Source organism: Rhizobium sp. WYCCWR 11128 (assembly GCF_013416305.1).
GTDB classification, from domain to species: Bacteria; Pseudomonadota; Alphaproteobacteria; order Rhizobiales; family Rhizobiaceae; genus Rhizobium; species Rhizobium indicum.
In genome coordinates this window covers 308,824-334,110 of record NZ_JACCEZ010000003.1, presented here as the reverse complement: position 1 = coordinate 334,110, position 25,287 = coordinate 308,824, and the positions used below count along the sequence as shown (strand labels likewise).

Here is a 25,287-nt window from a genome sequence, read left to right as displayed (position 1 = left end):
ATGTCGTCCGAAAACCGCTCACACTTTTCGGTATCGTGCTCGAGACGTGGCAAGTGTCATCTGACATTCTTGGTTCTGCCATATGGGCGAATGCAGTCCAACCAGAGCCCCCGAGTCGCCCATGACCATCACGACATTTTCGCCCGAGCTTCTCTTTTATTCGAAGAGGCACAATCCAACCCCGCCCGCCCATCTCGGCAGCCGTTATCGCAAGGTCGGCGGCTTTCTGCCGGAAGCCGGCAACACCATCGTTTGCCATATCGAGAAGGGTTCGCAAACGCAGGCGGTGCTGATCGAGGCGCGTGAGAAATATCTGGCGATGCCCGAAGCCCCGCAGTTCCTCTTCACGCCGATATCAAGCATTCACATGACACTTTTCGAAGGTGTCATCGAGACCAGGCGCCGCCAGGATTGCTGGCCGGGCGACCTGCCTCTCGATACGCCGATCGACGACATGATAGCGCTGATGGCGGCCCGGCTCGAAGGTTTCTCGATGGCCGATCCCTTCAAGGTCGCCATCGTCGAAGCTCGCCCGTCGGGCCTGCTCGTCGACGGGGCGACGGAGAGAGACCGCAAGGTCATGCGCGCCTGGCGCAATGCGCTGGCCGAGCTTCTGGGCTATCGCCAGCCGAACCATGAGGACTATAAGTTCCACATGACCTTCGCCTATGCGATCGAACGGTTGGAGGACGAAGCCTTGCCGCGATGGCAGGCAATGCTCGACAACGTGGCCGACGATGTCCGCCGCAAGGCCCCTGTTTTCGAGCTGACCCCGCCGGCATTCTGCCTGTTCGAGGACATGAACCATTTCCACGAATTGTTGATCTTCGATTTTGAAGCCTGAACGGGAGAAGCCCATGGATAGACCGACGCTCTACATCGCCAACAAGAACTATTCCTCCTGGTCGTTCCGGCCGTGGATGGCGCTGACGGGCGCCGGCGTCGATTTCGAGGAAGTCCTGATCCCCTTCGACTATCCTGGTGGCAACCCCGATATCAAGGCGGTCTCACCGACCGGGCGAGTACCACTTCTGCAGCACGGCGCATTGAAGATCTGGGAATCGCTGGCGATCATCGAATATGTCGCCGAGCTTTATCCGGACGCCGGCCTTCTGCCGAGGGATCGCGCCGAGCGGGCGCTCGCCCGTTCGGTTTCGATGGAAATGCTTTCGGGCTTCCGGGCGCTGCGCGGTGCCTGCCCGATGAATATCCGCCGGCCGAAGGGCAAGATCGCGTTGCCGGATGGTGTCGACGCCGATATCAGCCGCATCGAGACGATCTGGCGCGACCTGCTGCAGCAATCCGGCGGACCGTTTCTGTTTGGCGCGTTCAGCGGGGCGGATGCGATGTTTGCGCCTGTCGTCAACCGGTTCGAAATCTATGATCTCGTCAGCCAAAACGATACGCTGGCCTATATGGAGACCATGAAGGCGCATCCGGCCTGGCGGAAATGGGAAGAGGCGGCCCGCGCCGAGCCCTGGATCGTGCCGGAAGACGAAGTCTGAGCCTGGAATCATCGGCTTTGCAAAAAATACGCATGGGGACTGGTCAAGGTCACCCCTTGCATGTATAAGCGCGCCAAATTCCGAAATCGCGACATGTCCGTTTCGGCCGCCGGTGTGGCCGTGGGAATGTTTTGCCCGCAAGTGGAGTAAGAGAAATGGCTGTACCGAAGAGAAAAACAAGCCCGTCCAAGCGCGGTATGCGCCGTTCGGCAGACGCCCTGAAGGCTCCGACCTACGTCGAAGACAAGAATTCCGGCGAACTGCGCCGCCCGCATCATATCGATCTGAAGACCGGTATGTATCGCGGACGCCAGGTTCTGACGCCGAAGGAAAGCGCATAATTTCCCGATCCGGCTTGTCCGATCGAAGTTTCAAGGCCGGCGTCACGCCGGCCTTTTGCATTTCGACAATATAATATTTGCAATGACTTGCGGTGGGGCAAGGGTTTGCGGCAGTATTGTTCCATGATGCACTGGGAGATTGCCGATGATAGCCGCCATGCCCCTGATGATTATCCCATTTATTCTTTACAATCTTGCGATGCTAGGCCTGATGGGCAATGGCGGCATTCCAGCACTGCAACATGATATCATCGTGCTGTCGATGATCTCGGGCGCGATCTGGAGCATGGCGCTCGGTGATCTTTTCATCGTCATCGCACTTGTCGTGCTGTTCTTCGAAATCCTCAAAGCGACCAGAACTGGTCCCGGCAATCTCGTCAACCACATGCTGTCGATGCTGGTGTTCATCGCTTTCCTGGTCGAGTTTTTGCTCGTCCGGGATGCTGCGACGCAGGTCTTCTTCATTTTGATGACGATCGCTCTGATCGATGTCATCGGCGGTTTTGCCGTATCGATCCGAAGCGCCGGGCGGGATGTCTCGATCGGATTATAGGTTGTCGAGTTTGTTCTGAAGGGCGCGGAGCTGTTCCTTCAGCTCATCGATATCCTTGGCCTCGGCCTTGCGGCTTTCCTTGGCAGGCGGCGTCATGAAGGGCGAGAACATCTGCATCGCCTGCTGAAACAGCTCGGTGTTGCGGCGAACATGGTCCTCGACCATCTGCATCGGCAACTGCAGGTTCTTGCCGAGCGGCGTTTCGCCGAAGGCGCGGTTTACTTGCTCGCGCATCTGGGCCTGTTGTTCGGTGAAGGAGCGCATCGAATGTTCGAGAAAGCTCGGCACGACCATTTGCATCTGGTCGCCGTAATAGGTGATGAGCTGGCGCAGGAAGGAGATCGGGAGCAATGTGTTGCCGGTCTTCGATTCCTGTTCGAAGATGATCTGGGTCAGCACCGAATGGGTGATGTCATCTCCGCTTTTTGCATCTTGTACGTTAAATTCTTCGCCCTTCTTCACCATCTCCGCCAGGTCTTCCAGCGTCACATAGGTGCTGGTGCCTGTGTTGTATAGGCGGCGATTGGCGTATTTCTTGATAACGATCTGACCCTCATGCTTCGCCATATCAGTCTCCTGAACCCCCGTCTGATTTATGGATATTCCTCCACTTGAGACTGTAAACGCAAAAGAAGGCCGGTGACAATCTCTTTGTGCGATGCGGCAAACCTATAACAGAGCAGATGAATTGGGCTTTGAAAGGCTTTGCCGAAAAATGACAGCAGCCGGTCTTCGCGTTTGACTTGTGCTCCAAGCTTTGCCAGTTTCCACTTATGTAAGTGAGACGAAAACGAGGAGCGTCCCCATGAGCAATCCATCCATCGTCATCGCCAGCGCAGGGCGAACAGCAGTCGGCGCCTTCAACGGTGCTTTCGCGACGGTCCTCGCGCATGAGCTCGGGGCGGCCGTCATCAAGGGCGCGCTTGAGCGTGCCGGCGTCGATGCCGGCGAGGTGGATGAGGTCATCCTCGGCCAGGTGCTTGCCGCCGGCGAGGGTCAGAACCCGGCCCGCCAGGCGGCGATGAAGGCCGGCATTCCGCAGGAAGCGACGGCCTGGGGCGTTAACCAGCTCTGCGGCTCGGGCTTGCGCGCCGTCGCGCTCGGCATGCAGCAGATCGCCACCGGCGACGCCAAGATCATCGTTGCCGGCGGCCAGGAATCCATGTCGATGGCCCCGCATGCCGCGCACTTACGCGGCGGCGTCAAGATGGGCGACATGAAGATGATCGACACGATGATCAAGGACGGCTTGACCGACGCTTTCCACGGCTACCACATGGGCATCACCGCCGAGAATGTTGCGCGCCAGTGGCAGCTTTCGCGCGACGACCAGGATCAGTTCGCCGTCAGTTCGCAGAACAAGGCGGAGGCAGCGCAGAAGGCCGGTCGCTTTGTCGACGAGATCATCCCCTACGTCATCAAGACACGTAAGGGCGACGTTACGGTCGATGCTGACGAATATATCCGTCACGGCGCGACTATCGAGGCGATGGGGAAGCTGCGCCCGGCCTTCGACAAGGACGGCACGGTCACGGCCGCGAACGCGTCCGGCCTCAACGACGGTGCCGCTGTGGCGGTGCTGATGAGCGAAGCGGAGGCGGTCCGGCGCGGCGTCCAGCCGCTCGCCCGCATCGTTTCCTGGGCAACAGCGGGTGTCGATCCGCAGATCATGGGCACCGGACCGATCCCGGCTTCGCGCAAGGCGCTCGAGAAGGCCGGCTGGTCGGTCAACGATCTCGATCTCGTCGAAGCCAATGAGGCCTTCGCGGCGCAAGCCTGCGCCGTCACCAAGGATCTCGGGTGGGATCCGTCGATCGTCAACGTCAATGGCGGAGCGATCGCGATCGGCCATCCGATCGGCGCCTCCGGTGCGCGCGTTCTCAACACGCTGCTGTTCGAAATGAAGCGCCGCGGCGCCAAGAAGGGTCTTGCCACGCTTTGCATCGGCGGTGGCATGGGTGTGGCCATGTGCTTTGAAGCGCTTTAAATAGCATACGATCCATATTTGATTGAAGATCCCGCCAAGCGGCGGGGCGAAAAACAAAAGGGGAGCGGAACATGAGCAGAGTGGCTTTGGTCACCGGGGGTACACGCGGCATCGGCGCGGCAATATCCATGGCACTGAGAAATGCCGGATACAGGGTCGCCGCCAGCTATGCCGGCAACGACGAGAAGGCCAAAGCCTTCCACGATGTTACCGGCGTTCCGGTGTTCAAATGGGATGTTTCGGATTACCTCGCCTGCGGCGAGGGAATTGCCAGGGTCGAAAGCGAGATCGGTCCGGTCGAAATCCTCGTCAACAATGCCGGCATCACCCGCGACGCGATGTTCCACAAGATGACGCAGCAGCAATGGCACGAGGTGATCAATACCAACCTCACCGGCCTGTTCAACATGACGCATCAGGTCTGGACCGGCATGCGTGACCGCAGCTTCGGCCGTATCGTCAATATCTCGTCGATCAACGGCCAAAAGGGCCAGATGGGCCAAGTGAATTATTCGGCGGCCAAGGCGGGCGATCTCGGTTTTACCAAGGCGTTGGCTCAGGAGGGGGCGAACAAGAACATCACCGTCAACGCCATTTGCCCCGGTTACATCGGAACGGAAATGGTGCTTGCCGTGCCGGAGAAGGTGCTGAACGAACGTATTATTCCGCAGATCCCCGTCGGCCGGCTCGGCGAACCGGAAGAGATCGCGCGCTGCGTCACCTTCCTCGTCTCCGACGATGCCGGCTTCATCACCGGTTCGACGCTGACGGCCAATGGCGGACAGTTCTTCGCCTAGGCTTTCTGTCTTCACGTCGACAGTAGGAATTAGATTCAAAGCGATGGCGCGTCCGGCAGGATCGCGCCATCGCTGTTTATGGGCGTCTCGTGATGCCGGTTGCGATTTTGTGGCCGGAGCAGTCGCGCTGTTTCGGGAAGATCAAGAGCGGCGGTCTGTGTTCGGACGTCGCTGTGTCCGAACTCTGGCCGGCACTTTGCGCAGTGAAAGATCATTGGCGCTGAGGGCTGATATTGCGGTTGTCAGGAAAGCCCACGCGATGAGAACGGCGACGAGGGAATTCAGCAAAATCTGAATCATGGAAGCGTTTCCTTTCCGGTGCGTCGGGAGGCTCTGCCTGTCCGTTGCGCTCCAAAACAGGATGATCTTAGGCCGGGTCGGCCTAAAATCATCCTGTTCTACATTTACAGTGAGAGCATGATGTCGTCCGAAAACCGCTCACACTTTTCGGCATCATGCTCTGAAGGAAATATGTGCCTGCCCGTTGGGCGGCGCTAGATTTGACTTTCGCAACCGATTGTCAACGTCTCGTTGACGGATACGACCGGCAAAGAAAACGGGCGCCGAAGCGCCCGTTGGGAGTCCGATATGCTTGTGCCGATCAGCGGCAACGAGCCTCATAGCGGCGACCGTAGCGGTCGCGATAGACGCAGTAGCCGCGGCGTTCGACCGACTGGCCGATCAGAGCGCCAGTCAGACCGCCGGCAACGGCGCCGACGGCGGCACCACCCCAGCTGTTGGTGACGACACCGCCGATAACAGCGCCAGTGCCGGCGCCGATCGCCGTGCCTTGCTCGGTCGCTGTGCAAGATGCGAGTGCGCCCACGAGCGCACCAATAAGAACAATCTTCTTCATCATGTCGTAACTCCCCAGGTTAGTTGGCCTTTAGACGCGGCCCATTAGTACAAGGATAATGATAATCACGAGAACTAGCCCCAAACCGCCAGAAGGTCCATAGCCCCAGCCACGGCTATAACCCCAATTCGGCAAGGCTCCAATCAAGAGCAGAATGAGGATAACAAGTAGTATCGTGCCAAGCATGGTGTGTTTCCTTCATTTCATCCGCAATTTGGATGGACTGGAAACACGTATTGGCGATTTTTGTTCCCGGTTAAGCTCTGGAAATGTGACGAAGCCTGATTCACGGTTTAATTTCCGTCATTTCCGAAAATTGCCGCTATGGTTAAAAAGACATTTAAATACAATATGTTGCGGTGAACAAAGCGGGAAAATCGCGATGTCGCCGATTCGTCAGCGATTCGTTCCGTTTTTGATCGGCGAGCCGAGAGTGGCCGCCCCTGAGTTAACGCTGCGACTTAACGCCGTCTGAATCCGGTTTCCGAAAGATTAATGCCGATCTGACGAGGGCGGGGCGAAGGATCTGCCGCCCATGCGCATCTAGGACCTGGACCTGATAGCGCCACAAGATGTGGGCGTGAACGAAAGGCGAAAACGGCGGAGTCAGCGATTCGTCTCCGATTCGTTCCGGCTTTGGTCGAGAGGTTAATTTCGGGCGGATTTTCGCCTATCCAAGATCGGGCGGGAATTGCGGAGTCGCGATAGCGAAAATATGAACAGGTGAGAGTCTCGCGATTCAGCATCTAGTGGGAAAAAGTGATTCAAAATCAATACTTAGCCGTGAACAAAAGCTGAATCAGCGGGAGTCATCGATTCGTCGCTGATTCGTTCTTGCGCTGTTCCGAATCGGAAATTCGGGCGTTCCACGGGACTCGCAAAGGTCGTAATCCCCGATGCATTTTGAAATCTGCCCTTGCGTTTGCGACGGCAGCTGTCCATGTGTTGTCCAGCTTCCATCGAGGAGCCGAGATTTTCCTGAGGCCACCCGCCTCATTTGCATGGACTCATGACTCTGATTTCGCAGCCGATGATTCTGAGCGGGCGCGGTGTGACCGCGGTGCTCGGGCCGACCAATACCGGCAAGACCCATTATGCCATCGAGCGCATGGTTGCGCACGGGACGGGCGTGATCGGCCTGCCACTTCGGCTTCTGGCGCGCGAGGTCTATACGCGGGTGGTAGAGAAGGTCGGCGCGCAGAATGTGGCGCTGGTCACCGGCGAGGAAAAGATTTCGCCGCCCAATGCGCGTTTTTCCGTCTGCACTGTCGAAGCGATGCCGCGCGAGACCAAGGCCGCCTTCGTCGCGATCGACGAGGTGCAGCTCGCCGGCGATCTCGAACGCGGCCATATCTTCACCGACCGCATCCTGCATCTTCGCGGCCGCGAGGAAACGCTGCTGCTCGGCGCGGCAACGATGCGGCCGATCCTGCAGCAGCTCCTGCCCGGCATCACTATCGTCGAGCGGCCGCGGCTTTCGCATCTTTTCTATGCCGGGCAGAAGAAGATCACCCGACTGCCGCAGCGCTCGGCCATCGTCGCCTTCTCCGCTGACGAGGTCTATGCCATCGCCGAGCTCATCCGCCGGCAGCGCGGCGGCGCGGCGGTGGTGCTCGGCGCGCTCAGCCCGCGCACCCGCAATGCGCAGGTGGCGCTCTATCAGGCGGGCGACGTCGAATATCTGGTGGCGACCGATGCGATCGGCATGGGCCTCAACCTCGATGTCGATCACGTCGCCTTTGCCCAGGACCGGAAATTCGACGGTTACCAGTTCCGCAATCTCAATCCGGGCGAACTCGGCCAAGTCGCCGGGCGCGCCGGACGGCATGTGCGGGACGGGACCTTCGGCGTCACCGGGCAAGTCTCGCCCTTCGACGACGAACTGGTGCAGCGCATCGAGGGGCACGAATTCGACAACGTTAAGGTTTTGCAGTGGCGGACGACGGAGATGGACTTCTCCTCAATCGCATCGCTGCGCGCCAGCCTTGAGGTGGGACCGCGCGTGCCGGGGCTGACGCGGGCGTTGCCTGCGGTCGACCAGCAGGCGCTGGAACAGCTTTCGCGCTATCCCGAGGTCATCGATCTTGCCGACAGGCCGGCGCGCGTCGAAAAACTCTGGGAGGCTTGCGCGCTTCCCGATTATCGGCGTATCACCCCAGCACAACATGCCGATCTTATCTCGACCCTCTTTTCCGATCTTGTCCGCTATGGCACGGTGAATGAGCAGTTTCTTGCGGAGCAGGTTCATCGCTCCGATCGAACAGATGGGGAAATTGACACGCTTTCGGCGCGAATCGCGCAGATAAGGACCTGGACCTACGTTTCGAATCGGCCCGGTTGGCTTGCCGATCCGACACACTGGCAGGAAAAGACGCGGGAAATCGAAGATCGATTGTCCGACGCGTTACATGAAAGGTTGACGAAACGCTTTGTTGATCGCAGGACATCTGTGCTCATGAAGCGCCTGAGAGAGAATGCGATGCTGGAAGCTGAAATCAGTGTGAATGGCGATGTCTTCGTTGAAGGACATCATGTAGGGCAATTGAGCGGGTTCCGTTTCACGCCGGTGGCGGGAACGGACGGACCGGATGCCAAGGCGGTTCAGGCTGCGTCGCAGAAGGCGCTCGGGCTCGAGTTCGAAGCCCGCGCGGCCCGGATGCATGCCGCCGGCAACAGCGATCTGGTGATCGGTTCGGATGGGTTGATCCGTTGGCTGGGCGACCCGGTGGCGCGGCTTTCGGGCAGCGATCACATCATGCGTCCGCGCGTGATCCTGCTGGCCGACGAACAACTGACGGGCAATGCCCGCGATCACGTCGCCGCCCGCATCGAGCGCTTCGTCAATCATCATATCAGCACGGTGCTGAAGCCGCTCGATGATCTGTCGCGCGCCGAGGATCTGCAGGGCCTTGCCAAAGGGCTTGCCTTCCAGCTCGTCGAGAATCTCGGGGTGCTCTTCCGCCGCGACGTGACCGAAGAGGTGAAGTCGCTGGACCAGGAGGCCCGTGCCTCCATGCGCCGCTACGGCGTGCGTTTCGGCGCCTATCATATCTTCGTTCCCGCACTTCTGAAGCCGGCGCCGGCCGAGCTCATCACGCTGCTCTGGGCGCTGAAGAACGACGGTCTCGACAAGCCCGGCTACGGTGATCTCATTCCGGTGCTTGCCGCTGGCCGCACCTCCGTCGTCACGGATCCGACCTTCGAGCGGATGTTCTACAAGCTCGCCGGCTTCCGTTTCCTCGGCAAGCGAGCCGTACGCATCGACATCCTGGAACGGCTGGCCGATATCATCCGTCCGCTGCTGCAATGGAAGCCCGGCCAAAACAACCGTCCGGAGGGCGCCTATGATGGCCGCCGCTTCACGACGACGACGGCGATGCTGTCGATCCTCGGTGCGACGCTCGAGGACATGGAAGAAATCCTCAAGGGTCTCGGCTATCGCGCCGATGCCGTGAAGGCGGAAGAGGCATCACTACATCTTGCAGCGCAGGATGTGGCCTCGGTGCCTGCCGCCAGCGCACAAACGCCTGCGGAAGAGACAGCCGAGAAGGCCGATCACGACGATGCCGATGGCGCTGCGGAAGAGACTGCTGCCGAGCCATCCGCAACCGAGGCGGCTTCGGCGGTCGCCGACGCGCCGGTGACGGAAGCGGTCGAAACTCCCGCTCCGGCCGAACCGATCGAGACATCCGCTCCTGCGGAAGCGGTATCGGCTTCCGAGGAAGCAGGATCTGCTCCTGGGGAAGCCGGCGAGCCGACGGAACCGAAGCCGGTTCTTCTGTGGCGTCTTGGCGGTCGCAACGACAATCAGCGCCAGGCGCGCGGCGGGCATGGCGAACGCCGTGGCGGCCAGGGCGAGCAGCGCGGTCAGAACCAGGAGCGCGGCGACCGCAATCGCCGGCCGGGCGGCGGTGAAGGCGGCGAGGGCAATCGCAATGGCGACGGCCGCGACAACAATCGCCAGAACCGTGGCAAGGAAGGCGGCGGTCGCGATGGTGGCCGGCCGCAGCAGGCAAGAGGCGACCGCAATAACCAACCACGGGGCGACCAGCCGCGCGGTGACCGGCAGGACCGTGGTGATCGCAAGGATCGCGGCGAGCGTAACGATCGCAACGACCGCAACAACAATCGTGGCGGCTCGCAGCCGTTGCGCTTCGAGGCCAAGCCGCCGCGCAAGGAGAAGCCGATCGATCCGGATTCGCCTTTCGCCAAGCTCGCAGCTCTCAAGGAGCAGATGAAGAAGTAATCATGAGCGGGGAGACACAGCCGACAAGCGGTTCGCGCCAGCGCATCGACAAGTGGCTGTTCTTCGCGCGCATGGTGAAGTCGCGCTCGCTGGCGCAGAGCCATATCCAATCGGGCCATGTGCGCATCAACGGCGAGCGTTGCAGCCATCCAAGCCAGATGGTCAAGCCGGGCGACCGTATCGAGCTGACGCTGGAGCGGCGGGATGTCGTTCTCGTCATGCGCCTTGCCGGCGAACGGCGGGGGCCTTACGAGGAGGCGCGTCTGCTCTACGACGACCAATCCCCGCCGCCCGATGAGGCAAAACGTCTCACGGCCTACGAGCAGGCGATCCGGGCCAGCGGCACCGGCCGTCCGACCAAAAAGGAAAGACGTGCAATCGACAGGCTGATGTCGGACGAGGATTAGAAAACTCTGTCTGCGGCGGCGGCTTTTGCAGATCGTTTATCCTTGAAATCCGGCGATAAAGCCGATAGGTCACTGACAACCTGCCGGAAGCGTGCTTGCCTCCCAAGCCTGCTCACGCTTTTCCTCCGGCACGGGGATAGGCGCGACGTTCCAGGTTGCCCGGCCCCATCCGCATGGAAATCCTGGAGTTCTTCATGACCTATGTCGTGACCGACAATTGCATCAAGTGCAAATACACCGATTGCGTGGAAGTCTGCCCTGTCGACTGTTTCTATGAGGGCGAGAATTTCCTCGTCATCCATCCCGACGAATGCATCGATTGCGGCGTCTGCGAACCTGAATGTCCCGCCGAGGCGATCAAGCCCGATACCGAGCCGGGCCTCGACAAATGGCTGAAGATCAACACCGAATATGCCACGATCTGGCCGAATATCACGGTCAAGAAGGACCCTTTGCCCGAGGCCAAGGACATGGATGGCGAGACCGGAAAATTCGAAAAGTATTTTTCGGACAAGCCCGGTTCCGGCGATTGAGACAGCGCCCACATTCGGTCCCCGGATTCGGGGGACCGCGGGGCAAAACGTTTTAAAAGCTGCGTGAGGCATATGGGTGACATGTGTTGCCCGCATGACTCAAGCGAAGCAAATTATTGATTTCCTCATATTTTTATGATAGGTTTCGTCTACTGTTCCATTTGTGGCATGACGCATGCCCAAAACCATCACGAAAGCAAAACAAATCCGTACACGGTTTCCGTGACATATCAACGCTTTGAGCGCCGGGTCCCAAGATCGTGCGCAAGAAGTCTTTGCTTTTGCCCGATGGGACCAGAGTGAAGTCACCCGACGGATACTACCGTCTCACCCGGGCCTGACTGACCCGGCTCCGGCCGCCGCCGGAAGCGTAACAGGGAGTTTTTGAATAGAATGACGACTCAGCAGAAAAAGCCTTCTACAGCACGTCACGGCTTCAAGACCGGTGAATCGATCGTCTACCCCGCTCATGGCGTCGGTACCATCACCGCTATCGAAGAGCAAGAAGTTGCCGGCATGAAGCTCGAACTTTTCGTTATCGATTTCGAGAAGGACAAGATGCGTCTGAAGGTTCCGGTCGCGAAGGCGATGAGCATTGGTATGCGCAAGCTTTCGGAAACGGATTTCGTCGAGCGTGCTTTGAAGGTCGTGCAGGGCAAGGCGCGCGTCAAGCGCACCATGTGGTCCCGCCGCGCCCAGGAATATGATGCCAAGATCAATTCCGGCGACCTGATTTCCATCGCTGAAGTCGTGCGCGATCTCTATCGTGCCGAGAACCAGCCCGAGCAGTCCTATTCCGAGCGCCAGCTTTATGAGGCTGCGCTCGACCGCATGGCGCGCGAAATCGCCGCTGTCAACAAGATGTCGGAAACCGAAGCCGTTCGCCTCGTCGAGACCAATCTCAACAAGGGTCCGAAGCGCGGCAAGGCGATCGAAGAAGACGATTCACAGGACGAAGCCGCATAAAAGCGACGCCTGTCTTCTATCAAAAAACCCGGCCTTCGAGCCGGGTTTTTTTATTGGAACTTTTTCCCGACTGCCGCGTTTATCACACGTAATTGCGAACTGCTCGTCGGGCAACGGCCTCAACGGGCGAACTGCTATTCCGTCAATGTTCGATGAGGAGCGGATCATGCCTTTTCTATATTGCCCATCCGGCAAAGTGAAGAAACAGGTCCAGCCCGGCCGTCTTACCGGCACATGATGAGAAATAGGGCCTCCCCCTGAAAAGTCCAGGGGCGAGGCTTTTATGCATTCAGAACCCCATTCAATCCGGACAGCGATGTTCCGGAAGATGAGTTTTATTGTTCATTTCAGGGCGAGAGAGGCCTGTTTCGGGAGATCGAAATGAAGAACATGTCTGCAGATCGGCGCATGATCAAAATCGCGATGGCCGCGCCTTATCTCGCCCGCCAGGAAGAGCACGATCTCGCCACCCGTTGGAAGGATCATGACGACCGCGGCGCGCGCAACCAGATCGCCATGGCTCATATGCGCCTCGTCATATCGATGGCCGGCAAGTTCCGCAATTTCGGCCTGCCGATGAGCGATCTGGTGCAGGAGGGCTATGTCGGTCTGCTCGAGGCCGCCGCCCGCTTCGAGCCGGAACGCGACGTGCGCTTTTCCACCTATGCAAGCTGGTGGATCAGGGCGTCGATCCAGGATTATATCCTGCGCAACTGGTCGATCGTGCGCGGCGGCACGAGTTCGGCGCAAAAAGCGCTGTTCTTCAATCTGCGCCGTCTGCGCGCCAAGCTCGCCAAGGGCGACACCCAGCTGACGCTGCAATCCATTCACCAGGAAATCGCCGCTGCCCTCGGCGTCAGCCTCTCGGATGTGCAGACAATGGATGCCAGGCTTTCCGGCAACGACGCCTCGCTGCAGGCGCCATCGGTCTCCGGCGATGCCGAGAGCGCGGAGAAGATGGACTTCCTCGTCAGCGACGATCCTCTGCCGGATGAGCAGGTTTCCAACATGATCGACGGCGAGCGCCGTCGCGTCTGGCTGGCCTCGGCGCTGAAGCACCTCAACGAACGCGAGATGAAGATCATCAGCGCCCGGCGCCTGGCGGAAGACGGTGCCACGCTCGAAGAGCTGGGCGCCGATCTCGGCATCTCCAAGGAGCGCGTGCGTCAGATCGAAAGCCGGGCGATGGAGAAGCTTCGCAGCGCCCTCGTCAGCGCCGACCCGCACATGGCCGCCTACGCCTAAAATTCATTCCCCTCTCCAGCAGCACAGACTGGCCCGGCGCAAGCCGGGCTTTTTTCATTCGGCGATGATCTTGACGCGATCGCCTGTTGCAACGGCTGCACCCGTGGGCAGGGCATTGATGAGCTTGAAGAGATCGAGCTTGCGGTCTGTGCCCATCATGCGGGCGGCGAGTGTCGAGATGTTTTCACCCGGCCGGACGGTGACAACGCGGATGCGCAGCGGCTTCAGCGAGGCCGCCTCTGCCGGCGTCATGCGGCGGAAACTCGCGCGCAGCACATTTGCCGTTGGCTCAAGGGCGCCGCTGCCTTTCGGCACGGCGGTCAGGAACCGGAAGATCTGCGAATTGTTGCGGATCACGGTCACATCGAAATCCCAGCGGTCGGCGCTGGCACGCGCGGTAGCTGCTTCCATGCCGTTGATGGTGATCGGCTGGATGGTCGACGGGTCGAGGCCGGTCACCCAGCCGCTGGATATATAGTTGGTGAGGCTCTGGTTCTGATTGTCGGCGACGCCGTCGAAGCGGACGGCGATGTCGTTCGGGCCGGTGGCCATCACGGCTTCGACCTTGTTGTCGATGTGGAAATCCGGTGGCACGTCGAAGCGGATGCCGAGACCGCCATGCAGGAAGGTCTGGCCGCGCACATAGCCTTCTTCCGGGCTGTCGCCGTAGAGCAGCCCGTCTATGCCGTCGAGATAATAATTGCGACCCTTGTCGCCGACCGAGCCTTCCTGGCCGAAGGCGCGGGCGTGGGTGCGGGCAAGTTCTATGCGTTGGGCCGAATTCGGATGGCTCGACAGAAAGTCAAGGCTCTGGTCGGCTTCGGGATCAACCGACATGAAGCGACTGTAAGCCGCCATTGAATCGAGGAACCGGGCGGCAGCATAGGGGTCGTAGCCGGCTTCGCCGAGCATGCGCACGCCGATGACATCGGCCTGCAGCTCCTGCTGGCGGGAGAAGGCGGCGAGCCGCAGCTTGCCGCGGGCAAGCGCCTGCTTGCCGGCGATGTCGCTGGAGAGGACCTCGGCGACGACGCGGCTGGCGATGACCTCGGCCTCTTCGCGCTTCTGCCGCTCGATGCCGTGGTTTGCCGTCACATGGCCCATTTCGTGCGACAGCACGGCGGCGACTTCCGAGGCGTCGTTGGCAAGGGCGAGCAGGCCGCGGGTCACATAGAGATAACCGCCCGGCAGCGCGAAGGCGTTGATCGCCGGCGAATTCAGAATGGTGATGCGGTAGGACTGGCTCGGATTTTCCGACACCGCCGTCAGCGCGCCGGCGATGCGGGCGACGAGGCGCTCGGTTTTGGCGTCCTTGTATTCGCCGCCGTAGCTCGCCACGATGCGCGGATGCTCACGAGCACCCATCGCCGCGCGCGGATCGTTCTTCTGCACCTCGTCGACGATCTGCGGATTGGACGAAGGCGAAACACTGGGCTGATAGGATTGGTCGATCAGCGATTGACAGCCATTCAGCGCCATTGCGAGGGCCGAAAGCAGCATCATGCGACGCGCGAAGCGCCGCGGCGCGGAGATGGCATCACTGGAAAGCGCGGGCGATTTCCACGTCGTCAAGCTGTCCAGTCTGATTCTCCGCATCATGTCGCTGTTTTGCCGGTTTGCCGCAGATTCAGACCGACCGTGGCAAGGGGAACTCAACAGGTGCGCACCCCTGATCTCGCGCTGCACAATCGGCCGATACAAGTCGTTGCTGTAGCTGATTTACGCATCGGTTGCATAGCGAGACTCTGTTTAAATGTGGCGCCGTTGCATTTTAGCAAGCCTCAGGCACTAAGGCTTCCTTTCGCTCGGATGAAATTATGGCGAAAGTTCCGTCACAAAGCCGAGATTCGACGGCGGCGCGGAAAAAGAACGGCCCGATTGAAGCAACCGGCTCGATAGCGACAGTCCTGCGAGAAAATTGCAACCCTTGATACAGGCATCGAGAGGGAACGCCTCCTGATGAAGCATTCTCTCGCAGGTAACGATTCGACTATTCGGCGGCTTCCGCCGTCGCCGGTTGCGGCTTCGTCGCCTCGCCGGCGCGGGGCAGTTGTACGGGTTTCAGCATGATGGCGGCGGCAAGGCCGATCAGCGCAATGGCGCAGGAAGTCATGAAGAGCGGCGAGAAAGCGGCGGCATAGGTATCGGCGACGGCCTGGCGGCTCGCTTCGGGAAGGGCGGCCATCATTTTCGGCGTCAGCTGCTTGATATCGGCGACGCCGGGAATGGAGACGCCGACCTTGCCGAGCTCAGAGGCGATGATGGCGCCATAGATGGAAATGGCGATCGAGGCGCCGCCCATGCGCGACAACGTCACCGAGCCGGTGGCGGCCCCGACGTCGCGGGCGGGTGCTGCATTCTGTACGCCGATGACGGGAACCTGCTGGGCAAGACCGATGCCGATGCCGTGCAGCATCATGACCGCGCCGATGAAGGCGATCGGCGTTCCGGCGTGAATCTGCGACATCAGCGCAAAGGCGATGGCGCTGCAGGTGAGGCTTGCGATGGCGAAGGGCTTGTAGCGCCCCGTCTTCGAGATGATGCGGCCTGCGGAAAGCGACCCGCAGACGAGGCCGCCGGTGAGAAGGATGAAGAGCAGACCGGCGGCTGACGGCGAAAGGCCGGTCGTGGTCTGCAGGAAGAGGGCGAGATAATTGACCATGCCGATGGCGATGGCGCCGCCCATGATCGAGATCACCAGGAGCAGGCTGAAGGTCGAATTGCGAAACAGCTGCAGGGGAACGATCGGCTCCGGTGCGCGGCGCTCGACGAACACCCAGGTGACGGCGCAGACGACACCGAAGGCGACGATGCCGATGCTCTCAGGCGAAATCAATGCACCAAACAGTTCGCTGCTGTCGGTGGCAAGCACGATGCTTGTCGTCGTCATGGCAAGCAGGAGCGCACCGGCATAATCGATCTTGGGGCGGCGATGCGGTTTGCGGTATGGCAGCATGAAGGCAAGGCCGATGAGCACGATGAAGCCGATCGGCACGTTGACGAGGAAGATCGAGCGCCAGCCGAAGAGATCGCTCATCGTGCCGCCGAGCACCGGGCCGATCGCGCCCGATGCCATCAGCACGAGGCTGGAATAGCTTTGGTAGCGCGCCCGCTCGCGCGGCTCGAACAGGTCGGCGTTGACGGCGAAGATCGATACCATGATGCCGCCGCCGCCAAGGCCCTGCAGCACACGGGCGGCGATCAGCGTGTCCATCGAGACCGCAAGGCCGCAGACTGTCGATCCGACGGTGAAGATCATGATCGCCGTCATCATCACGTATTTGCGGCCGAACAGATCGCCGAGCTTGCCGTAGACCGGCATGACGGCGCTGAGCGACAGGAGATAGGCCGAGCCGATCCAGCCGAAGCGCTCGAGATGGCCGAATTCGCCAACGATCGTCGGCAGCGCCGTGGAGACGATCTGATTATCGAGCGTCGCCATGAACATGGCGGTCATCAGAAAGAAGAAGAGGATAAGCCGGCGACGAGGATCCGTCACGAGCGGCGCAGGCGCGAGTTGCATGTCCATGGGAGGCATCGTTCCGGGTTGAGATGCTTTTATGTGCTAACAGCATATAGTTGTCAATGGCATATTAATGACATCGGCATATTCAATTTTTGAATCGGCTCTGTTATGGTCCTGTGATGAGCGACGTCCTGACCAAGACCCCTTCCGTGGAGCCGGCCGAGCCGGATTGTGAAAACGTGCCGTGTATCGGCCGGAGCATGGCGCGCATGCGGCTGATGACCGGGCGGCGGCTGATCGGCCGGCTGGCGATCCAAAGTGCTGCACCAGGCCTCGAGCTTTCGCATCTCGACGTGCTCGATGCCGTGCGCAGGGCGCAGCCTGCCGGCGAGGTCACGGTCGGCATGATCGCGGAGATGCTGCGCATCGATCCGTCACGGGCAAGCCGGGTGGTGGCCGACATGGTCGGGCGCAACGTGCTGCGCCGCGAGGCCTCGCAGGCCGATGCGCGGCGGATCGTCGTCGTCATGACCGAGGTCGGCCAGGAACTGCTTGCCGAGATCGTCGCGCAGAAGCTTGCGATCATTTCCGAAATCGTTTCCGACTGGCCGCAGGAAGATGTCGAGCGCTTCGCAGCGCTTTTCGAGCGCTTCATCGGCGGCTACGAGGCGGTTTTCCTGTCGCGCGACAAGGATACACCGGGCTGAGGCAGACGCCGTCGTTCGCCGGCCCTTCCCCTCGACCCCTCGTTTGCGCTAAGGGCAATGCCCATGAGCCAATCCACCTTCACCATTCTCCTCGGCGGCGAACTCAGCCTGACGGATCGCCTGCGCGATGCCATCGAAGACAGCCGCTTCATTGCGGCCGATGGCGGCATGCGGCATGCGGCAGCACTCGGTATTACGCCGGAGCTCTGGGTCGGCGATTTCGATTCGACGCCTGATGATCTCGCGGATGCATTTCCCGATGTGCTGAAACAGCCCTATCCGGCTGCTAAGGCGGCGACGGACGGTGAAATCGCCGTGGCGGAGGCAATCGCGCGGGGCGCGCGGCGGCTGATCCTCGCCGGTGCGCTCGGCGGTGAACGTTCCGACCACGCGCTTCAGCATCTGCTGTCGGCCGTCAGCCTGGCGGAAGAGGGTTTCGAGCTGCTGCTGACCTCGGGCAAGGAAGAGGCAGCGCCGCTGGTTGCCGGTACGATCGAACTGGACCTTCCCAAGGGCAGCCTGTTTTCCGTACCCGGATTCAGCGAGCTGAGAGGGCTTTCCATCGAAAATGCGCGTTATCCGCTCACGGATTTCCACCTGCCTTTCGGCTCGTCGCGCACCATTTCCAATGTTGCGGAAGGCAAGGTTCGCTTTTCGCTCCGCAGCGGCCGTGCAATCGTGCTCGCCCGGCCCTATGATCTTTCCGGAGTCTGATTTTTGGCCCCTCCCATTCTGAAACTCGACGATATCTTCCTGAGCTTTGGCGGTGCACCGCTTCTGGCGGGTGCTGGCCTGCAGATCGAGCCCGGTGACAAAATCTGTCTCGTCGGGCGCAACGGCTCGGGAAAATCGACGCTGCTGAAGATTGCCGCCGGCCTGGTCGAGGCGCAGTCCGGCGAGGTCTTCCGCCATCCTTCCTCGACGGTGCGTTATCTCGAACAGGCGCCGGATTTTGCCGGCTTCAACACGGTGCAGGCCTATGCCGAGGCCGGCCTCGGGCCAGGCGATGACCCCTATCGTGTCACCTATCTGCTGTCGCATCTCGGGCTGAGCGGCGATGAAGACCCCAGAATGCTGTCCGGTGGCGAATCGCGGCGCGCAGCCCTTGCCCGCGTTATGGCACCCGAGCCGGACATTCTTCTGCTCGACGAACCGACCAACCATCTCGACCTGCCGACCATCGAATGGCTGGAAGGCGAGCTGCAGAAGACACGCAGCGCCTTGGTGCTGATTTCGCATGACCGGCGTTTCCTCGAAAAGGTCTCGACGGCAACCGTCTGGCTCGACCGCGGCACCTCGCGGCGACTCGACAGAGGCTTTGCGCATTTCGAAGCCTGGCGCGACCAGGTGCTGGAGGCCGAGGAGCTGGAGCAGCACAAGCTCGGCAAGTCGATCGAGCGTGAGGAGCACTGGCTGCGCTACGGCGTCACGGCGCGGCGCAAGCGTAACATGCGCCGTCTCGGCGAGCTGCAGACGATGCGATCGAACTATCGCGGGCACAAGGGGCCGCAGGGCACGGTGCAGGCGACGGTTTCGGACGCGCAGGAATCCGGCAAGCTGGTGATCGAGGCCGACAAGATCACCAAGAGCTTCGGCGAGCGGGCAATCGTCACGCCGTTTTCGATCCGCGTGCATCGGGGCGACTGCATTGGTCTGGTCGGGCCGAACGGGGCCGGCAAGACGACGCTGCTGAAGATGCTGACCGGGCAGCTTTCACCCGATAGCGGCATCGTCAAGCTCGGCACCAATCTGGAGATTGCGACGCTCGACCAGAAACGCGAGGATCTCGATCCCGAGGATACGCTTGCCAACTATCTGACGGATGGGCGCGGCGAAAACCTGCTCGTCAACGGCGAGCAGCGCCATGTCACCGGCTATATGAAGGAATTTCTGTTCCAGCCGGAACAGGCGCGTACGCCGATCAGAAACCTCTCCGGCGGCGAACGCGCCCGGCTGATGCTGGCGCGCATCCTTTCGCGCCCGACGAACCTCTTGATCCTCGACGAGCCGACCAACGATCTCGATATCGAAACGCTCGATCTCCTGCAGGAGATTGTCGCCGGTTTTCCCGGCACCGTCATTCTCGTCAGCCACGACCGCGATTTCCTCGACCGCACCGTGACCTCGACGATTGCACCCGCTGTGCCGGATGCGCCTGATGGTCGCTGGATCGAATATGCCGGCGGCTACTCGGACATGCTTGTACAGCGCAAGGGCGCGCTCGAGGAGCGTAAGAGGGCCGAGAAGGCGGCGGAGAAGCCGAAGACGCAGCAAGCAACAGCTTCAGGCAGCTCGAAGGTCAAGCTCTCCTTCAAGCAGAAATTCGCACTGGAAAATCTGCCGAAGGAAATGGCGAAGGCGGAAGCCGAAATCGCCAAGCGCGAACAGGTGATGGCAGATCCCAATCTTTTCACGCGCGATCCCGCAGCCTTCAACCGGCTTGCCGGCGAGATGGAAAAACTGCGCGCCAGCCTGACCGACATGGAAGAGGAGTGGCTGGAGCTCGAAATGCTGCGGGAAGAGCTGGAAGGCTGAGATTTTCTCGAGGCTCGAGGCTCACTTTTCCTTGATTCGTCAGTGTGTCGTCCTGCGGCATAAGGTGCCGTCCGGCAGCCGGGGATATTGCCGATCGCAATGGCGACAAGGAAAAGTCATATGTCTCGCAAGCCTCATTCCCGTTTTCTCACAGCACTTACTGTCGGCGGCCTCGTGGCGCTTGCCCTGTCGCAAGCCGCACAGGCGCAGGATGCCCAGCGCATTCGTGTTCGCGGCGCAATCGAAAGCCTCAGCGGCGATACGCTGGTCGTCAAGACGCGCGAGGGCAGCGATGCGACGGTCGCGCTGAAAGCCGGCTGGAAGGTCGGCGGCATCAAAAAAGCTTCGGTTGAGGATATCAAACCCGGCGATTTCGTCGGCGTCGCTTCGCTTCCGAAGGGCACGGGCCCGGACGGGGCGATCGAGGTGCTGATCTTTCCGGCGTCGATGAAGGGAACCGGTGAGGGCAACCGTCCCTGGGATGCGCAGCCGAACAGCCAGATGACCAACGCGACTGTCAGCAACGCCGTCAAATCCGTCGACGGCCACACGATCACGCTGACCTATCAGGGCAAGGAAAAGACCATCTCGATTGCCGATGGCACGCCGATCGTGACGTTGGCGCCTGCGACCAAGGATGATCTGAAGCCCGGCGCCGGCGTCGTCGTCACCGGCGAGAAGGCGGCGGATGGCAGCATCTCGGCCAGCCAGATCGCCGTCGGTCTCAACGGCGTCATACCGCCGATGTGACCAGCGGCTCAAATCCTTGTCTTATGCGTGCCGTCATCCCAAAACCGCTCCACACTTTTGGGCGGCATGCATTAAAGCGCCGGCGCGGGCACGGCGGCAGCGCCCGCACTGGCGCTGGCGCCGGTCTGGACGGCAGGCGGCTCCTCGGATGCTGACGGCAGCGCCTGCAGATGCAGCACGCGCGGCCTCAGCGCCTCGAGATAGGCCTCGGAGCGGCCGATATAGATCATGCCGCTTTCGGGCATCGAGGTGAGCAGTTTGGCCATCGTTTCCTGTAATTCCGGCTCCATGCCTTCCAGCACTTCGTCGAAGATGATCCAGCGCGGGCGCACGAGAAGCAGCCGGGCAAATCCGATCGCTTTCTGCTGGTCGCCGTCGAGCATCTTGTCCCAGCGGGCGCGGGTATCGAGCCTTGCGATCAGCGAATGGAGACCAACCTTGTCGAGGGCCGCCTCGACGGCGGCTTTCTCGTAGGCTTCGGGACGTTCGGGAAAGGCCAGCGCCTCGCGCAGCGTGCCGCCGGGAACATAGGCAACCTGCGGAACGAAGAGCATGTCGTCGATTGGCGGCAGGCCTATCGTGCCGCTGCCGCACGGCCAGAGGCCGGCCATCGCCTGGAAGAGCAGCTTGCGATTGACGCTGTGATCGCCGTTGATCATGATCTTTTCGCCGGCCTTGATCACGACATCGGTTTCACGCAGGCGAAAACCGCCGCATTCCTCGATGTCTTCGCCGACCTTGGCGACGATCACCACATCCTTCAACGTCAGCGTGTCGGGCGCGGCGTTTTCATAGGCGATGCTGTCCTTGAGGTCGAAGTCCTCTTCCATCTCGACCAGCGCCTGGCGGAAATCGGTGACGCGCATCAGCGTGGCGCGCCATTCGGCGATCGGGCCGAAATTGGAGACATACCAGCGCAGCGCCGTGTTGACCTGGTTGAAGGCACCGACCGACATCATCAGCTGGCCGAGGGTGAGGCCGCCAGAGAAATAGGCGGGGGCGGCAACGATGATCGGGATGACGATCACCAGCCAGCCATAGCCGGCCGAAACCCAGGTGAGATTGGTATTGGCCATGGCAAGCCGCTTGACGACTGTCAGGACCGAGCTGATGTCGGTGTTGATGCGCCGGCGTTCGTTCTCCTCGCCGCGGGCAACAGTAATTGCCGGCATGTTCTCATTGGCATGCATCAGCGTGAAGCGAAGCTCGGCCTCTTTCGAAAAACGGTCGGCATTGAGCTTCACCAGCTTCCGACCGACGACCTGGCTCAGCACCGAGGCGGAAGCGGCATAGAAAATCGCCGCCCAGACCATGTAGCCTGGAATGGAGAAGCTATGGCCGCTGATGCGGAAGATGAAGCCGCTGGAAAGTTCCCAGAGCACGCCGATGAAGCTCACCAGAAGAATGGTCGACTGCAGCAGGCCGAGAACCAATCCCGTCGTGCTTTCGGCGAGGTTGCGGGAATCTTCGTGCAGGCGCTGGTCCGGATTGACGCCGATCAGGCCGCTGGAGGCAAGCCGCAGCGCCCGCTTGCGCTTCAGCCACTGGTCAACCAGATCGCGGGACAAGCCTTCGCGCATATAGAGTGCCGTCATCTGATTCAGCCAGGCCTGCAGCACGTTGAGCAGCAGCAGTGTGCCGGCGATCATCGCGAAGATTTCGAGTTGGTGGAAGAATTCGCCGAGGTCGCGGCGCTCCAGCGAGTCGTAGAAGGGCGCATTCCACTCGTTCAAAATGACCTGGCCGTAGGACGTCGCCAGGATAACGAGGATCAGCACGGTCGCCAGAAACAGCACCTTGCCACGCACTTCCGAATTCCAGAATGCTGAGAACATGACGCCGAGGCGATATGTCAGGCTTAAATCATACCCTACCCTATCCTGCCTCCGGATGCCCGGCCTCCCCTCGATTTTATCTGCCATTACGCTTTTCCAAATCGCCCATACCCTTATAAATAACATGGTGGCGTTACCGGTCTATCAACAGATTCTATCAGTCATTAAAGTGTGATGATGCTTGCATGAGTCTCTCCTGCATGTATTCGCCAGTTGATTCGCAATCCGACTGGGTCTAATTAAGGCCTCCGTGGTGATTTGGCCGGCCGGCTTGCAGCCACGTTAAAAAAGTCGCTAAAGGGCCGCGTGCGGACCGGTAGCGATTTTTGTCGCCGCCGGTTTTTTGTTTTTGATCGAGTGACCGCAATGCCCATCAAGATCCCCGATACGCTGCCCGCCTTCGAAACCCTGGTTCAGGAGGGTGTGCGGGTGATGACCGAGACGTTGGCGATCCGTCAGGATATCCGACCGTTGCAGATCGGGCTGCTCAACCTCATGCCGAACAAGATCAAGACCGAACTGCAGATGGCCCGTCTCGTCGGCGCCTCGCCGCTGCAGGTGGAGCTGTCGCTTATCCGTATCGGCGGCCACAAGGCGAAGAATACGTCCGAGGACCATCTGCTTGCCTTCTACCAGACCTGGGAAGAAGTAAAGCACCGCAAGTTCGACGGCTTCATCATCACCGGGGCGCCGATCGAGCTTTTGCCCTATGAGGATGTCACCTATTGGCCGGAGATGCAGGAGATTCTTGACTGGACGGAAACGAATGTCCATTCGACGATGAACGTCTGCTGGGGCGCGATGGCGGCAGTCTATCATTTTCACGGCGTTCCGAAATACGAGCTGAAAGAGAAGGCCTTCGGCGTCTACCGCCACCTGAACCTGAAGCCTTCCTCGATCTATCTCAACGGCTTTTCCGACAATTTCGAAGTGCCGGTGTCGCGCTGGACCGAAGTGCGCCGCGCCGATATCGAGAAATCCGAAAGCCTGGAGATCCTGATGGAGTCCAGCGAAATGGGCGTCTGCCTCGTGCATGAGAAGAGGGGCCGGCGGCTCTACATGTTCAACCATGTCGAATATGATTCTACGTCGCTTTCCGACGAGTATTTCCGCGACGTCAATGCCGGCGTGCCGATCAAGATGCCGCACAATTACTTCCCGCATAACGATCCGGCGCTTGCGCCGCAGAACCGCTGGCGCAGCCATGCGCATCTTTTGTTCGGCAACTGGATCAACGAAATCTACCAGACGACGCCCTTTGATGTGGAAGAGATCGGCAGCGATCTCTGACCGTTGCCGATCACGCCTGGAGCCGATGCCGCCGCACCACTGCTGTGGCTTTTCTTTCTGATCCGCCGGTTGCGGATCGAAGCAAATCCGGGCAGGTTCCTGTCCTGAAGCCTACCACACCGCGCGTCTTCGTCGGACGTGCAATGCACACTTTCAATCGCTGCACATTCCTCAAATCGATTCCGAATTGAGGAATTTTCAGCAGGGACAGAATGGACGGTCGATCATGTCGGATAAGTTGGAGCGGGACGTTTTCGGGCAGACGCAGGCGGGCGAGACCGTCTATCGCGTCGTGATCAAGGGCGGCGGGCTGACGGCCAAGATCATCAGCTGGGGCGCGGTCATCCAGGATCTGCGTCTCGAGGGACATGATGCGCCGCTGCAGCTCGGCTTCGACGATTTCGACAGCTACCTCCTCTATTCGTCCTACTTCGGCGCGACGCCCGGCCGCTGCGCCAACCGCGTCGGCGGCGGCAGGTTCACGCTTGACGGCAAGGACTATCAGCTCGAGCCGAATGAAAACGGCGTCACGCATCTGCATGGCGGCAGCGACAATATCGCCAAACGCAATTGGACGATCGTCGAGCATGACCACGACCGCGTGGTGCTGAAGATCGTCGATCCCGATGGCCGCGCCGGCTATCCCGGCAATTGCACCATCCAGGCGACTTTCTGGGTGCATGGCAATGGTGAACTGTCGATCACCTACGAATCGACCAGCGACCAGCCGACGCTCGCCAATGTCTGCCAGCACGCCTATTTCAATCTCGACGGCCGCGAAGATGCACTTGGCCATGACATCATGATAGCCGCCGATCACTATCTGCCGACTGATGAGAAGCAGGTGCCGACCGGTGAGATCCGTCCCGTTGAGGGCACGGAATTCGATTTCCGCGAGATGGCGTCGATGAAGCGTTTCGTCGGCAGCCAACAAGCGTTTTACGACCATAATTTCTGCCTGTCGGGCGAGCGTACCGCCAAGCGGAGCGTCGCGCTTGCCCGCAGCCTCTATTCCGGTGTGTCGCTGGAAGTGCGCAGCACGGAGCCAGGCGTGCAGTTCTATGCCGGCTTCAAGCTCGATGTCGCGGCGCCCGGCATCGGCGGGCGCAAATACGGCCCATTCGCCGGCTTCTGCCTAGAGACGCAGGTCTGGCCGGATGCCATCAACCACCAAGGTTTTCCGAATGCGGTTCTGCGCCCCGGCGAAGTGCTGCGTCAGGAGACGGATTATATCTTCACCAGGAACTGAGCATCCTCCAGCGCCGGCG

General features: G+C 60.4%; 23 protein-coding genes and 1 riboswitch. Of the genes, 17 read left to right on the top strand and 6 right to left on the bottom strand.

Annotation, left to right across the window (positions count from 1 at the left end):
• Positions 1 to 121 precede the first annotated feature (121 nt).
• From HX898_RS13965 to HX898_RS13950, 4 genes are all read left to right on the top strand, one after another.
• Positions 122 to 844, top strand: coding sequence for a DUF1868 domain-containing protein (locus tag HX898_RS13965; protein WP_138331903.1), 723 nt, complete (start codon positions 122 to 124; stop codon positions 842 to 844).
• 13 nt (positions 845 to 857) lie between these two features.
• Positions 858 to 1,505, top strand: coding sequence for a glutathione S-transferase family protein (locus HX898_RS13960; RefSeq protein WP_138331902.1), 648 nt, complete (start codon positions 858 to 860; stop codon positions 1,503 to 1,505).
• 155 nt (positions 1,506 to 1,660) lie between these two features.
• Positions 1,661 to 1,846, top strand: a complete 186-nt coding sequence (rpmF, locus tag HX898_RS13955) for a 50S ribosomal protein L32 (RefSeq protein ID WP_003543812.1) — start codon at positions 1,661 to 1,663, stop codon at positions 1,844 to 1,846.
• Positions 1,847 to 1,991: 145 nt separating this feature from the next.
• On the top strand, positions 1,992 to 2,399 hold the full coding sequence (locus HX898_RS13950) for a hypothetical protein (RefSeq protein WP_138331901.1): 408 nt from the start codon (positions 1,992 to 1,994) through the stop codon (positions 2,397 to 2,399).
• Here the strand turns inward: HX898_RS13950 and phaR are convergent.
• Positions 2,394 to 2,966: a polyhydroxyalkanoate synthesis repressor PhaR gene (phaR, locus tag HX898_RS13945; RefSeq protein ID WP_029870831.1), complete on the bottom strand. Its 573-nt coding sequence runs from the start codon at positions 2,964 to 2,966 to the stop codon at positions 2,394 to 2,396. The two genes, HX898_RS13950 and phaR, sit on opposite strands and share 6 nt — an antisense overlap.
• A 238-nt stretch (positions 2,967 to 3,204) precedes the next feature.
• On the opposite strand from phaR, the gene HX898_RS13940 reads away from it, so the two are divergent.
• Positions 3,205 to 4,386 carry an acetyl-CoA C-acetyltransferase gene (locus HX898_RS13940; RefSeq protein WP_012759437.1) on the top strand — a complete coding sequence of 394 codons (1,182 nt, stop codon included), beginning with the start codon at positions 3,205 to 3,207 and terminating at the stop codon, positions 4,384 to 4,386.
• 71 nt (positions 4,387 to 4,457) lie between these two features.
• Positions 4,458 to 5,183, top strand: coding sequence for a beta-ketoacyl-ACP reductase (locus HX898_RS13935; protein ID WP_138331900.1), 726 nt, complete (start codon positions 4,458 to 4,460; stop codon positions 5,181 to 5,183).
• Between the two features lie 601 nt (positions 5,184 to 5,784).
• Here the strand turns inward: HX898_RS13935 and HX898_RS13930 are convergent.
• A complete protein-coding gene (locus HX898_RS13930; protein WP_003589657.1) occupies positions 5,785 to 6,042 on the bottom strand; it encodes a YMGG-like glycine zipper-containing protein in 258 nt (85 codons plus the stop codon).
• 27 nt (positions 6,043 to 6,069) lie between these two features.
• Positions 6,070 to 6,225: a DUF3309 family protein gene (locus tag HX898_RS13925; protein ID WP_007632343.1), complete on the bottom strand. Its 156-nt coding sequence runs from the start codon at positions 6,223 to 6,225 to the stop codon at positions 6,070 to 6,072.
• 823 nt (positions 6,226 to 7,048) lie between these two features.
• Between HX898_RS13925 and HX898_RS13920 the strand changes: the two genes are divergently transcribed.
• The 5 genes from HX898_RS13920 (at position 7,049) to HX898_RS13900 (ending at position 13,436) form a co-directional block, all read left to right on the top strand.
• Entirely contained in the window at positions 7,049 to 10,285 is a 3,237-nt protein-coding gene (locus HX898_RS13920) for a helicase-related protein (protein WP_180194906.1), read from the top strand.
• Between the two features lie 2 nt (positions 10,286 to 10,287).
• Entirely contained in the window at positions 10,288 to 10,692 is a 405-nt protein-coding gene (locus HX898_RS13915; protein WP_180194905.1) for an RNA-binding S4 domain-containing protein, read from the top strand.
• A gap of 194 nt (positions 10,693 to 10,886) precedes the next feature.
• On the top strand, positions 10,887 to 11,225 hold the full coding sequence (fdxA, locus tag HX898_RS13910) for a ferredoxin FdxA (protein WP_180194904.1): 339 nt from the start codon (positions 10,887 to 10,889) through the stop codon (positions 11,223 to 11,225).
• A 393-nt stretch (positions 11,226 to 11,618) separates the two neighbouring features.
• On the top strand, positions 11,619 to 12,191 hold the full coding sequence (locus HX898_RS13905) for a CarD family transcriptional regulator (RefSeq protein ID WP_003543775.1): 573 nt from the start codon (positions 11,619 to 11,621) through the stop codon (positions 12,189 to 12,191).
• Between the two features lie 381 nt (positions 12,192 to 12,572).
• Complete coding sequence (locus HX898_RS13900; RefSeq protein ID WP_012759432.1) at positions 12,573 to 13,436, top strand: RNA polymerase factor sigma-32; 864 nt, start codon at positions 12,573 to 12,575, stop codon at positions 13,434 to 13,436.
• A gap of 54 nt (positions 13,437 to 13,490) precedes the next feature.
• Here HX898_RS13900 and HX898_RS13895 read toward each other — a convergent pair whose 3' ends face one another.
• Positions 13,491 to 15,035 carry a M48 family metalloprotease gene (locus HX898_RS13895; protein ID WP_129422071.1) on the bottom strand — a complete coding sequence of 515 codons (1,545 nt, stop codon included), beginning with the start codon at positions 15,033 to 15,035 and terminating at the stop codon, positions 13,491 to 13,493.
• Between the two features lie 391 nt (positions 15,036 to 15,426).
• A complete protein-coding gene (locus HX898_RS13890; protein WP_180194903.1) occupies positions 15,427 to 16,965 on the bottom strand; it encodes an MDR family MFS transporter in 1,539 nt (512 codons plus the stop codon).
• A gap of 116 nt (positions 16,966 to 17,081) precedes the next feature.
• Between HX898_RS13890 and HX898_RS13885 the strand changes: the two genes are divergently transcribed.
• The 4 genes from HX898_RS13885 to HX898_RS13870 all read left to right on the top strand — a co-directional run bounded on the left by HX898_RS13885 (position 17,082) and on the right by HX898_RS13870 (position 20,894).
• Complete coding sequence (locus HX898_RS13885) at positions 17,082 to 17,609, top strand: MarR family winged helix-turn-helix transcriptional regulator (protein ID WP_180194902.1); 528 nt, start codon at positions 17,082 to 17,084, stop codon at positions 17,607 to 17,609.
• Positions 17,610 to 17,666: 57 nt separating this feature from the next.
• A complete protein-coding gene (locus HX898_RS13880) occupies positions 17,667 to 18,323 on the top strand; it encodes a thiamine diphosphokinase (protein WP_180194901.1) in 657 nt (218 codons plus the stop codon).
• 3 nt (positions 18,324 to 18,326) lie between these two features.
• Complete coding sequence (locus HX898_RS13875; RefSeq protein ID WP_180194900.1) at positions 18,327 to 20,144, top strand: ABC-F family ATP-binding cassette domain-containing protein; 1,818 nt, start codon at positions 18,327 to 18,329, stop codon at positions 20,142 to 20,144.
• A gap of 120 nt (positions 20,145 to 20,264) precedes the next feature.
• On the top strand, positions 20,265 to 20,894 hold the full coding sequence (locus HX898_RS13870; protein ID WP_180194899.1) for a DUF5666 domain-containing protein: 630 nt from the start codon (positions 20,265 to 20,267) through the stop codon (positions 20,892 to 20,894).
• Between the two features lie 71 nt (positions 20,895 to 20,965).
• On the opposite strand, the gene HX898_RS13865 is transcribed toward HX898_RS13870, so the two are convergent.
• Positions 20,966 to 22,855 (bottom strand): ABC transporter ATP-binding protein/permease, encoded by a 1,890-nt coding sequence (locus HX898_RS13865; protein ID WP_171600246.1) that lies wholly within the window; start codon positions 22,853 to 22,855, stop codon positions 20,966 to 20,968.
• 114 nt (positions 22,856 to 22,969) lie between these two features.
• Positions 22,970 to 23,047, top strand: a riboswitch (SAM riboswitch).
• Between the two features lie 48 nt (positions 23,048 to 23,095).
• Here HX898_RS13865 and metA point away from each other — a divergent pair.
• Entirely contained in the window at positions 23,096 to 24,019 is a 924-nt protein-coding gene (gene metA / locus HX898_RS13860) for a homoserine O-succinyltransferase (protein WP_138331891.1), read from the top strand.
• Positions 24,020 to 24,245: 226 nt separating this feature from the next.
• Positions 24,246 to 25,268 carry an aldose epimerase family protein gene (locus tag HX898_RS13855; protein ID WP_180194898.1) on the top strand — a complete coding sequence of 341 codons (1,023 nt, stop codon included), beginning with the start codon at positions 24,246 to 24,248 and terminating at the stop codon, positions 25,266 to 25,268.
• Positions 25,269 to 25,287 lie beyond the last annotated feature (19 nt).